13 protein-coding genes are annotated in these 11,712 nt (G+C 47.7%); 5 read left to right on the top strand and 8 right to left on the bottom strand.

Going from position 1 to position 11,712, the window contains the following annotated elements; genetic code table 11:
* The first annotated feature begins 10 nt into the window (after window positions 1-10).
* Window positions 11-715, top strand: coding sequence for a cysteate racemase (gene cuyB / locus LRP50_RS09405; protein ID WP_274164210.1), 705 nt, complete (start codon window positions 11-13; stop codon window positions 713-715).
* Between the two features lie 51 nt (window positions 716-766).
* Here cuyB and rocF read toward each other — a convergent pair whose 3' ends face one another.
* Window positions 767-1,696 (bottom strand): arginase, encoded by a 930-nt coding sequence (gene rocF, locus LRP50_RS09400; RefSeq protein WP_274164209.1) that lies wholly within the window; start codon window positions 1,694-1,696, stop codon window positions 767-769.
* Between the two features lie 134 nt (window positions 1,697-1,830).
* Entirely contained in the window at window positions 1,831-2,559 is a 729-nt protein-coding gene (locus LRP50_RS09395; protein ID WP_274164208.1) for a MipA/OmpV family protein, read from the bottom strand.
* A gap of 437 nt (window positions 2,560-2,996) precedes the next feature.
* On the opposite strand from LRP50_RS09395, the gene LRP50_RS09390 reads away from it, so the two are divergent.
* Complete coding sequence (locus LRP50_RS09390; protein WP_274164207.1) at window positions 2,997-3,293, top strand: hypothetical protein; 297 nt, start codon at window positions 2,997-2,999, stop codon at window positions 3,291-3,293.
* Window positions 3,294-3,462: 169 nt separating this feature from the next.
* On the opposite strand, the gene LRP50_RS09385 is transcribed toward LRP50_RS09390, so the two are convergent.
* The 6 genes from LRP50_RS09385 to LRP50_RS09360 form a co-directional block, all read right to left on the bottom strand.
* The gene (locus tag LRP50_RS09385) at window positions 3,463-4,260 is read right to left on the bottom strand and encodes a phosphodiesterase (RefSeq protein ID WP_274164206.1); all 798 of its coding nucleotides are present in this window, start codon (window positions 4,258-4,260) and stop codon (window positions 3,463-3,465) included.
* Window positions 4,261-4,288: 28 nt separating this feature from the next.
* Complete coding sequence (locus LRP50_RS09380; RefSeq protein WP_274164205.1) at window positions 4,289-5,116, bottom strand: carbohydrate ABC transporter permease; 828 nt, start codon at window positions 5,114-5,116, stop codon at window positions 4,289-4,291.
* Window positions 5,113-6,006, bottom strand: coding sequence for a carbohydrate ABC transporter permease (locus tag LRP50_RS09375; protein ID WP_274164204.1), 894 nt, complete (start codon window positions 6,004-6,006; stop codon window positions 5,113-5,115). The genes LRP50_RS09380 and LRP50_RS09375 overlap by 4 nt, the downstream gene beginning before the upstream one ends.
* A gap of 127 nt (window positions 6,007-6,133) precedes the next feature.
* Window positions 6,134-7,399, bottom strand: a complete 1,266-nt coding sequence (locus LRP50_RS09370) for an ABC transporter substrate-binding protein (protein ID WP_274164203.1) — start codon at window positions 7,397-7,399, stop codon at window positions 6,134-6,136.
* 105 nt (window positions 7,400-7,504) lie between these two features.
* Window positions 7,505-8,521: an ABC transporter ATP-binding protein gene (locus LRP50_RS09365; protein ID WP_274164202.1), complete on the bottom strand. Its 1,017-nt coding sequence runs from the start codon at window positions 8,519-8,521 to the stop codon at window positions 7,505-7,507.
* Complete coding sequence (locus tag LRP50_RS09360) at window positions 8,521-9,315, bottom strand: DeoR/GlpR family DNA-binding transcription regulator (RefSeq protein ID WP_274164201.1); 795 nt, start codon at window positions 9,313-9,315, stop codon at window positions 8,521-8,523. Before LRP50_RS09360 ends, LRP50_RS09365 begins: the two co-directional genes overlap by 1 nt.
* A gap of 369 nt (window positions 9,316-9,684) precedes the next feature.
* Here LRP50_RS09360 and LRP50_RS09355 point away from each other — a divergent pair, with 369 nt between their 5' ends.
* From LRP50_RS09355 to LRP50_RS09345, 3 genes are all read left to right on the top strand, one after another.
* Window positions 9,685-10,278, top strand: coding sequence for a histidine phosphatase family protein (locus LRP50_RS09355; protein ID WP_274164200.1), 594 nt, complete (start codon window positions 9,685-9,687; stop codon window positions 10,276-10,278).
* A gap of 73 nt (window positions 10,279-10,351) precedes the next feature.
* The gene (locus LRP50_RS09350; protein ID WP_274164199.1) at window positions 10,352-10,858 is read left to right on the top strand and encodes a GNAT family N-acetyltransferase; all 507 of its coding nucleotides are present in this window, start codon (window positions 10,352-10,354) and stop codon (window positions 10,856-10,858) included.
* Window positions 10,859-10,998: 140 nt separating this feature from the next.
* Window positions 10,999-11,586, top strand: coding sequence for a hypothetical protein (locus LRP50_RS09345; protein ID WP_274164198.1), 588 nt, complete (start codon window positions 10,999-11,001; stop codon window positions 11,584-11,586).
* The last annotated feature ends 126 nt before the right edge of the window (window positions 11,587-11,712 follow it).

Here is an 11,712-nt window from a genome sequence, read left to right as displayed (position 1 = left end):
GGGGAAGGTAGTGAGCAGTAAGGAAATGACCGTAGGGATCCTAGGCGGTATGGGTCCAGAAGCCACGGTTGATTTGATGCGTCGTATAATCAAAGCGACGCCCGCGAATGATGATGCAGACCACATACGTCTGCTGGTTGATAACGACCCCAAAACACCTTCTCGCATTCAATATCTTATTGAAAATAAGGGGAAATCCCCCGCACCTCACATGGTGAAAATGGCGCTTGGATTGGAGGGCGGTGGCGCCGACATTTTGGTGATCCCCTGTAATACCGCTCATATGTTTTATGGTGAGGTGTCGCAAGCGGTGTCAGTGCCAGTGCTTAATATTTTGGAACTGTCTGCTGAAAAGATTCATCGACTTTACCCAGATTTCAAGAGGGTGGGGATATTGGGTTCAAGTGCCTTACAAATCACCCAACTCTATGCACCAGCATTTGCCGCTTGGGGTGTTGATACTGTGTTTCCTGACAATGATCGACAAGAGGCGCTCATGGCGCTTATTCGCGCCGTGAAAGCGAATACGCATACCAAGGAAATGACAGATGCGTTCAACTTAGCGGCAGAAGATTTAGAAGATCAGGGCGCGGCCTGTTTACTTATTGCCTGCACGGAATTATCCGTGATTGCGGGAAAATTGAAAACCGGACTGCCTAAGCTCGATGCTTCCCAGATACTGGCGGAACACATTGTAGAAAGAGTGAAAGGTTAAGTGTGCAATTGAAATCAGCACGAGGGTTATCCTCGCGCTGTTGTTTTAGGACTAGATAACACTTCTTCCAAACGCACTCAGCATCAAAGAGACCGCACGTTCTGCAGAGATGTTTCCTTTATCTAGGAAGGGATTGAGCTCGACAAGATCCACGGAAGTAATTAGGTTGGTTTCGGCACATTTCTCCAACAGCAAATGCGCTTCACGATAGGTGACGCCGCCGGGAACGAGCGTGCCAGATCCTGGGATGAACTCAGGGTCACACCCATCCACATCAAAGCTCACGTGGAAACCGACCGTGTCTTTGGTGACAATCTCGATGATTTCATCACTGACTCGACTCATGCCTAATTCGTCGATATCACGCATGCTATAAACCTTCACGCCGGATTGTTTGATGAGCTCTCTTTCTTTCTCATCAATGTCTCTGACCCCTACAAGTGCCACGTTTTCAGGCTTTATCTTAGGGTTTTCGCTCATGATGCTAGTGAAGTCTTTGTCTCCATAGCCCAGTAAGTGTGAAAGCGGCATACCGTGAACATTGCCAGAAGGAGAAATACCGGGAATGTTCATGTCGGCGTGTGCATCAAACCAAACCAAGCCGATGTTTTGGTTTTTCTTTTGGTAAAAGTCCGCGATGCCAGAGATGGATCCCATCGCGATAGAGTGGTCGCCACCCACCACCAAAGGAATGTCGCCGTTGGTGAGCGCATTATTGGTTGCGATGGCAAGATCGCGACAAACTTGCAGGATTTCATTTCGAAACCGCATGTTGCCGCCCGTTTCTGCAGGACGAGATTCTTGGGAAGGTACATTTATATCGACTTCTTGCGAGATGTGAAAACCCATCTTCTTGAGCTGCTCACCTAGTCCCGCGATACGAACGGCTGAAACACCCCCATCAGTGCCTCTGCGTGAAGCACCCAAATCCACTGGCACGCCGATGATTTGGATAGATTTAGATACGCATTTTTCTTCCATGACTTAGACCTCTAAAATTAGCCTCAGAGTGAGGATTCTTTCACATACCGTTTGTCAAAAACGTGCTTTAGCTACATTTAAATAACATAGCAGGGTTCATAAAAGAGAGCCTGAATAGAAAAAGAAGTCTTTTGCTAAAACTTATACGCCGCGCCAATGCTGAATTGCCAGCCGAGATCTTGCTGTACCAGCGGGCTTTCACTGTCGTGGTGTTCGAGCTCTAATTTGGACAAGCCGATAAATTCATCAGAGAAGTCGTAGATACCGATCAATCCAGACTTGTAGACCCAAGTGCTGTCTGCTTCGAAGTCAGCAAGACCGGATGTTCGGCTTTCATTGGCTGACACACTGTATAAATGATTCGATAATTTGGCGTCGCGATAATCCACCTCGACATACGGAGAAAGGGTGAAATTGTCAAAAGGGGTATCGAACGCTCGTCCTAAATGCAGTTGCACTTCGAAGCCACTATGCTCGTCGGTAACATCATGCAGGTAGGTTAGCCGAGCGCCGACAGTGCCTATGGTGACGCCTAATTCGCCGTTACCGTCGCGATCGTTAATGCCATTTGGAATATCATCGAAATCATCAGAGACTTCGGCAAATCGCCACTGACCTGAAATACCAACCCAAGGCAACACGGAATAATTCAACAAACTGCCATCAATAAACCCATATTCACCGTTGTAGAAAATATTGGGTTCTACACCGCCTTTTGACCCGTCATTGGAAAAAACGGACTCTCCCACCGTAACACTGCCACCGACAAAGCCGTAGTCGTCGTATTTGTCGTTGGCGACGACATTCATTGATAGCACCAACAAGGTAAGTCCAGACATTGGCGCTAAACCGAGTTTCATCATGAATTGCTTCCCATCATCTTCTATGCATTGAACATAAAAAGAACGGATGGGATTCGAAAAGATGACGCGAATTTTGAATTGTTCAGATATTGAGAGATTTTATGAGGTATTGAGAGTGCATTGAGAGTTGATTGATAGAGATTTGTGAGGATTAGAGGCCGATGTATTTCGCCGCGTGTTCAACCTACGTGGGCAAATATCTATCAGGTGAGTTATAGCTGGCATGTTGATGATGAGCAGTGTGTCATTTGCTGACAACCATGAACAATAATCCATGCAGGTTGAAGATGATGTAACCTATCTAGTGAAGCAGATGCTAGAGTCTGACTGCATTTTCAGCGCAAAGAAAACCGATATAGTCGCCAAGAAGCGATGGAGCATCTCCAGAGCAAGTGGGATTTAGCATTAAAACGGTCTAACGAATAAGAGGATTCGCCATGAGAGATGAACAAGAACTGAGTGAAGCTGAGCTTGGCAAGATTTCAGAGATCCTCGAATTGCAGCAAGAACAGATGCTCAACGACGTGAAGGCGATTATCCATCAGCGAGTCAGTGCCGCGAAAGCTGAGCTAGAGAGCTCGGATTTAACCTTGTCCGACATTGAGCCAGCGAACGAAGAGTATTTTACGGCAGTGTTGCTAAGTGAACTGTTCTCCCGCCTTCACAGCGGTGATGATGATGTGGCGGAAACCATCCTCTATAACCTTCGAGGCCAAGCAGGGCTGATTCTTTGAGTTGATGATGACACCTAGTACCAGCTTCTAACTGCAACTGCAACTGCAACAGCAACAGCTAACACCAGTTCGATCGTGGCGGTCAGGTTAGGCTCCTCATCAAAGCGCAATGGAAAAGAAACGACGCCAGTAGCGTCGTTTTTTGGTTTCCGAATTACCGCTTGTTACCTCAAAACGGATACAAATCCCCATTCGGTGACAGCGAAAGATAGCTGCTGCGAAAGCCGTTATTCCATTCGTGGAGCATGTAGCCACCAGGTTTTTGAGTAAAACCGACCGGTGCGTTAGGACGATGATCGGTCATGAAACTACTGGCGACAGCGGGGGATGACAACACCGTTGCATTACCCATGCTACAGACAATACTGTTATGCAAATGTCCACATATCACACGTACTTCTCGTGTTGTTAGCTTCAACAGCGTTTCCATTTCATCCGCGCCGTTCAAGCCAATGTTATCCATGAAGCAAATACCTGATTCAAACGGGGGATGATGCATCGCGATCAACGCGGGTTTGTCGGGGTTCTCCGCTAACGCCTGCGCGAGAAATTGCAGTGTTGAGGGAGACAAGGCTCCTGCACCTTGATGTGGGATGACGGTATCTAATCCAATCACATCAAATGCAGAAAAACTTCTTACCCAATTGATTTCACCGTTCGTTGAACTTGCCGACAGTTCAGGAAAACTCGTTAACATGGCCTCTCGGGAATCGTGATTTCCGGGGATCACCAAATAAGGGATATTTAAACGAGAAATCTGAGTTTTAAACAACTCATAGCTTTCTACGTCGCCATGATCCGTGATGTCTCCTGTCGCGATAATGGCGTCAATATCACCGAAAAGCGGCAAATCTTGCTCAATTTTGTCGATAGCTTTCTCGAACAGCGCGTGAGTATTCAACTGACCGGACACCTTGTGCGGCGGTACGGTCAGGTGAATGTCTGTGATCTGAATAATTCGAGTCACCTTGGCTTGCTCCTATTTCTCTGTTCGCCTATTTAATGCCTGCACGCAAGAATGCTTGCACAAATTGACGTTGGAAAATCAAAAACGCGATGAGCAATGGTGCAACGGACATCATGGTCGCAGCCGATATGACCGAAATATCAACGCCATTCTCTGGAGCGCCGAAAATCGACAAACCCACAGTTAATGGGCGAGTGTCGTCTGAATTGGTGACGATCAACGGCCAGAGGAAGTTATTCCAGTGCGTGGAGACAGAGACCAGTGCGTAAGCCAAATATGTCGGTTTTGCTAATGGCACATACACCTTCATCAAGATCCCGAACAGTGAGCAACCTTCTACACTGGCGGCTTCATGCAATTCATACGGCACAGATTTGAAGGATTGTCGCATCAGGAATATCCCGAATGCGCTCGCCATATAAGGCATGCCCACACCCAGTATGGTGTCGAACAAACCGAGCTTGGATGTGACGGCGTAGTTTTCGACAATCAGCACTTCCGGCAAAATGAACAACTGAAGTAACACCAGAATGAACACAAAATCTTTGCCGGGAAACGAGACCTGCGCAAACGCAAATCCCGCTAGCGTGGTAATCACAAACTGCCCAATCAACACAATGGTGACCAAAAAGAAGGTGTTGATGAAGTATTTAATCCAAGGCGCACCCTCCCATGCCACCCTGAAGTTATCTAATGTCCATGCAGACAATAGATTGAAGTTCACCGCATCAGACGTGGTGTGAAAAGCAGCCCAAAACGCGAAGAACAAAGGCGAAATCCAGATAACCGCAAGTAGCGTTGCACCAAACGAATCAAGGTATTTCTCAATACTCTTGATTGAAAATACAGGTTTCATTGGTAATGCGTCCTTTTATCTAGGTACATGAACTGGACGGCGGCAGCGATACCCAGCACTAACAGCACTAACACTGTCATGGCGGCGGCATGTGGCGCATCAAAGAAGGCGAACGCCATTTCCCAGATGTAGTAAAGAATGAGTTTGGATGCGTCTGACGGCCCGCCTTTGGTCAGTATGAACAAGTGGTCAATCAATTTAACTGAGTTGATCATCGCATTCACGGTAATGAACAAAGTGGTTGGCATCAGCAGTGGTAGCACGATGCGACGCGTATATGTCCAACGGCCAGTGCCTTCAATATCGGCGGCTTCTTTGTAGTCCGCCGGTATGGTCTGCAACGCCGCCAGATAGAAAATCATGAAGAAACCAGCTTCTTTCCAGATGGTCACAATGATCACTGCCCACAAGGCAGTTTCAGGGCGTCCTAGCCAGTTGACCGATTCAAAGCCAAACAGCGCACCAATTTGATCGAGCACCCCAAGATCGGGTGTGTAGAAAAACAGCCATAGGTTAGCGGCGGCAATCATAGGCAAGACGGTTGGCGTGAAATACGCCGTTCGCACAAAGCCTTTGCCAGAGATCTTCGAGTTGGCCCACAGCGCCATGATCAGCGCAATGGCGATGGAGATTGGAATTGTCATGGCGGCGTAAAATAGATTGTTCTTCACCACAATCCAGAACGTAGGATCGTTAAACAGATCCGTATAGTTCTCTAAGCCGACGAACTCCGTGGGTCTGCGTCGTGTACCTTTAGAAAACAAACTTTCCCAGAAGGTCGCCAACGAGGGATAAAACGCAAACAGTGTTAATAGAATCGCCGCAGGCGTGAGGAGAAACCACCCGTATAGGTGTTGCCGACGACGTTCCATTTCCGCGTAATGATTCATAATACTGCTCGGTATGGGAAACGAACCCCCACCACTCATGCGGTGGGGGGAGTACATATTGCTTATGTTGAGTTAAGGCTTACTGCTTTTGATTACTGCGTGTTAACTAACAACTATTGACTAACAGCTATTGATAGTTACGCAGCAAACGTACCGCTGAATTTTGCGCTTCGCCCAATGCATCTTCCGGTGTTTTGGTTCCGGTCAGTGCGGACTGAATGGCATTGTTCAAGCCTTCACGAACACGTGCTGTTTCATACGTCGAAAACTCAGCGACAGCATGTTCCAATTGGTTACGAGCAACCAATGCTGGTGGGAATTCAACGGTGTAGTTTTGCAGTGCTTCCGTTTCATACGCGTCTTTAGACACGCCCATGTAACCTGTCGCAATAGACCATTTCGCTGCTTGCTCTGGGGCTGTCATGTATTTGATGAGTTTGAGTGACGCGGATTTTTCTTTGTCAGACGTGTCTTTGAAAATGTAGAAGTTACCGCCGCCCGTTGGTGAGCCAAGACGCACATTACCTGGCAACATCGCGACACCAAAATCAAACTTCGCAGCATTCTTCACTGCGGTGAGATTGCCTGTCGAGTGCCACATCATTGCGGTATTTCCTTCAAGGAATGCCTGACGTAACGTGCCCCATTCCACAGTGCCAGTTGGCATCACGCCGTGCTCTTGAGACAGCGACTGCCAGAATTTCAGCGTATCAACGACGTCTTTGTCATCAAAATACGTGGTCAAGCCATCATCAGACATCAGCTTTTTGCCGTTCTGAATCGCCAAGGCTTGGAACATCCAGTATGGGTAGCCTGTGGATGGGATCATGATGCCGTAGGTATCATCGTTGGTGAGTTTTTTGCCCATCTCGACCAATTCAGCCCATGTTGTTGGCGGCTTTTCTGGGTCAAGACCTGCGGCTCTAAACATGTCTTTGTTGTAGTAGGCAACAATGGTAGAACGTTGGAACGGAATGCCCCACGTTTGGCCTTCGGCTTGACCGTTTTCCATCAGAGCAGGGTAGAAGCCTTCCAGCCATGCTTTGTCAGCGTCGCCATCAATCACCTCATCAAACGGTGAAATGATTTCTTGGTCAATCAAGTCATACACATCAATGGAGAACATCACTGCCAATTGTGCAGGTTCGCCAGAGTTAAGTGCAGATAGCGCACGAACGCGGGTGTCATCATAGTTACCCGAGTAAATCGCATTCACTTTGATGTCAGGGTTTTGAGCTTCAAAGTCATCCACTAACTGATCGACCACTTTAGTGAGCGAGCCGCCTACCGCAATGGGGTAGTACATATTGAGCTCGGTGACCGCTGCGGCAGAGTGTGTGGCTAAAGCAAAAGTACCCGCAAAGGCACAACTGAATAACGTAGAGAACTTCATAGTTTCACCATTGATTTTGTTGAACATTAATCTCAAGTTAGATTCCCAAATCGCCATCGACACTTGGTGAACAGCGAAGCGGGAACAGCGGCTCAGCATGCTTTGCTAAGACATTCGGTTACCTTTGTCATCAAAGTAGTGCAGTACGGAATCGTCAAATGTAATGTCGACGACGCTGCCTTCGGTTAATGACGTGTAACCTTGCATTTTCACCACCAGACCTTTCGCATCTGGGTGTTCCAACAGCACGTGGGTTTCTTCGCCAAGGTATTCACTTTCTGCCACTTTGCAGGTTAAGCGACCTTGGCCAGCTTCTACGACACGCACGTTTTCTGTTCTTAGGCCAACCTTGGTGGCATGGTCACTGCCAGAAATCACGCCGCCTTTGATCAGCGCCATAGGTGGAGCACCGATAAACTCAGCAGCGAATGTATTTTGTGGTTGGTTATAGAGTTCTCGCGGCGAACCGGTTTGCATGATGTGACCGTCTTTCATCAAAATGATGATGTCTGCCATGCTCATGGCTTCGGTTTGATCGTGGGTGACATACACCACTGTCATGCCGAGGTCGCGTTGCAGTTTCTTGATGTCTTTACGCACCGAATGGCGCAGCTTGGCATCAAGATTCGAAAGGGGTTCATCCATCAAACACAGAGGCTGACGTGCCACGATGGCACGCGCCAATGCCACGCGCTGACGTTGACCCCCAGAGAGTTCACCGGGCTTTCTGTCTTCGTAGCCCAGCAAGCCCGTGATTTCGAGAGCGTCTTTTAGCTTCTCTAAACGCTCTTGCGTCGGGACTTTGCGTACCTTCATGCCGAACATCACGTTCTCTGCCACCGAGAGGTGAGGGAACAGCGCATAAGATTGAAACACCATTGACAGGTTTCTTGCTGACGGCGCTAGCTCTGTCACATCAAGACCATCAATATGAATCTCACCTTCATCGGGAATTTCAAGCCCTGCCAGTAAGCGCAAGGTGGTTGATTTTCCGCAACCTGACGGCCCGAGTAATGCTACAAATGACCCTTCAGGGATTTCCATCGAAATGTTTTCGACGCCCAACTGGCCGTTCCAGCGCTTACCAATATTGTCGAAAATCACAAATGGCGCTGCGTTCATTAAATCTCGCCTCCAACTAACTTCAGACGATCTCCAACACGCTCGCTGAGCGCAGAGAAATCATCACCGGGATGCTGATCCATGATGATCTGGTCAACATCGAAAATACTGCCACCCACGGCGGGGGCGGTGCGTGTGAGTTTGGTGCTGTCCATCACCAATACTGAGGTTTTGCAATGGGTGCGAATGGCTTCGCGAACGCGCACTTCAGACGCGTGAAAATCCAACATGCCGCCATCTTCCGAAACGCCAGCTACCCCAAAAATGCCAAACTCTGCCCGGTAGCTATTGAAGAACTCCAACACGCCATCACCTAAAATATCGCGGTCAGGCATTCGCACTTCGCCACCGGGAATAATGATGCGGTTAGACGGTTCGTTGCTTAGTGTCATGGCGGCATTTAGGTTGTTGGTCATCACCGTGAGTTCGGTCTTTTTGGAGAGCGCTTCAGCCACAATCGCAGGTGTAGAACCAATCGAAATAAATACCGTGGAACCGTCAGGGATAAGATCAGCAACGGCACGCGCAATAGCATGTTTCGCTTCTGAATTGGTGACTGCTCGCTGTTGATAGGGGTCATTGAGTTGACGCTCAAAACTTTCTACACCGCCATGGCGTCGGCGAAGGAGGTTATCACCGCAAAGCTGGTTAATGTCTCGACGCACTGTTTGCGCAGACACACCCAGAAATTCGGTGAGCATTTCCACCGACACATTTCCCTTGGCTTGGGTCATTTCGATGATGAGTTCACGGCGAATCTCGGTTTTAGATTTGAGCTTTGAATCTAGAGTCATACGACGTGTTTCTCCCTATTTCACTCAACGCCACTTCAACCACCGTAGTGATAGATTTAACATTACGCCAACATTTTTTGAGCATTTGAATATAAAAAAGATCAATTATTGACCAATCGCTCATTAATGAGCATATTTATGGTCAAGTGCTCATTTAGGTGAGGGAATCCTGCAATAATGAGCAAATGGTCATTTCGGTGTTGCTGGTGCGTATTGTTAGCAAGCGAATGTGAAACTCTGGTTTCAGTCAGATGAAGAATTGGTGCGCTGGGAGTCTCAGCAATAGCGATAGATAAGTTGGCTCGACTGATTTAGCCTTGTGCTGCCTTTTGCAAAGGGCAGCATGAGCACAATAAAAAAGGAATCGTGATGACGGTATTCAACAATACCTATTTGGTAATGCGACACGGACAAAGCCAAGCGAATGTGGCAGACATTGTGGTGAGTGACCCCGCCATTGGTTGTGAGCAATATGGGCTGTCGCCATTAGGTGAGCAGCAAGCCAAAACCGCCGCAGCGCAATACCAAGGTGCGCCCATCACTCATATATTCGCATCGGATTTCAAGCGCACTAAGGAAACTGCCGCCATTGTTGCTGATGCGCTAAACATGTCTGAACCGAAATATGACATTCGGTTACGTGAGCGCTACTTTGGTGAATGGGAAGGTAAGACCTCCGCCGCCTATGAACAAGTGTGGGCGAAAGATGCACTCACGGCGGACAACAATGAAAACGGCGTAGAAAGCACCGCACAAGTTAGAGCACGCACACTGAACTTGATCAATGCGCTCGAAGTGAAATATCAAGGTGAAGTGATCCTGCTGGTGGCGCATGGCGACATATTGCAAATACTCGCCACGGTGTTTAACGACCTACCACCTAATCAACACCGCACCTTGCCCCACCATGAAACCGGCGAACTCAAGCTGCTGGTTAAACAAGGTGACGACGTGCCGTTCTAACGCCCGAACCACAATTAACCTGTTTTGGCTACTAAATGACCGCCATGCTAACTTCAATCGAATGGAGCAATCCATGATCACAACAAAAAACCTAATCCTTAAGCCTATCTGTGAAGACGACATTGATATCTATTCACAAATATTGAGCTGTGACGATCTCACTAAGTACCTTCCAAAAGGGGCGGCATACACGCATGATGAAATCAGGCTTCATGTCCAAAACCGCATAAAGCATTGGGAGCATGGCTTCGGGTCGTACGTGATTTGTTTGAAGTCCAACCCGGCGGTCAAAATGGGTTACGTTGGTGTAGAGCACTGTGAAAACCCAATACATAGTGACATTCGCTATGCGCTGCTCCCTGAGTATCAAGGTAGTGGTTTTGTTCTTGAGTCGGCGAAGGCTGTTTTAACCGAAACGTTTAAAAGCCGCGATCTCTCAAAGATTTATGGTGTCGCGCTAAGAGAAAACATTCCGTCGTTAGTTATTATTAAAAAGCTGGGTATGCAGTTGGAGACTGAAACAAGGTTGTATGCCGACGTTGAGGGGCTTGAAACGTACTCAATCGAAAAGTTCGTATGACACTTGTTGCCACTCGCAAATCCACTCACCAAAACCTCCGCCAAATGACCTGTGTCGTAGTTCAACTGATTGTTTAAAGACAACTTATTTCGGTAAACCGATACTGAAGAAACCACTCTTCACATAAGGTTTCTGACAAAATGACACTCACTTCTCGTAAACTCTTTCTATTTGGTGCGCTTATTTTCGGCAGTTTAGCGATGCCTATCGCTCAAGCGGCTGACGAGATTAAGGGCGTTAACTTACTGCATACGGCGAATTGGAAAGCAGCGACAGATAACTTTGGTTCTAGCTTTAAAGCGAACAGCCCATTGGTTCAAAATGATGAAATCAATGTTGAGTTCACCTTATACAAAAAGCAGGAAGGTAAAAACTGGCCGTTTGTCGAGTTGGTTTGCGCGACGGATACTGCGCTAACTGGCGTGTCTTTTGTTGAGATCACTTACCGTTCTGGTGCAGACGTTTCAGTTAAGTTTAACCAGTCTGATTTCGGTTCAAGCGGTGATGGTTCCTACGCGCACTACCAAACTGTGATCCCTGCGTCTGATGAGTGGATAACCGTTAAACTGGATACCAGCGATTTTGCACAACCAAGTTGGGCACCTGAAAGCACGAAGAAAATCGCACTCAATCTCAGCAATGTAAAAGACATTTACCTCTCGCCAAAACTTAACTTTGAAACGGGCGAAACAAGCACCTTGCGCGTGAAAAGTCTAAGAGTGTTGTAATTTCGCGTTCGACCGCGCTGATAAGGCTTGCCGTTCGGTGATAACAAAAAGGCCTAACCACATGGTGGTTAGGCCTTTATTATATTCGCTATTCGCTATTCGCTATTCGCTATTCGCTATTCGCGT

Source organism: Enterovibrio gelatinilyticus, from assembly GCF_028683095.1.
GTDB lineage: Bacteria > Pseudomonadota > Gammaproteobacteria > Enterobacterales > Vibrionaceae > Enterovibrio > Enterovibrio gelatinilyticus.
Note: the sequence above shows the minus strand (reverse complement) of the source record. Positions and strands in the feature narration are given on the sequence as shown.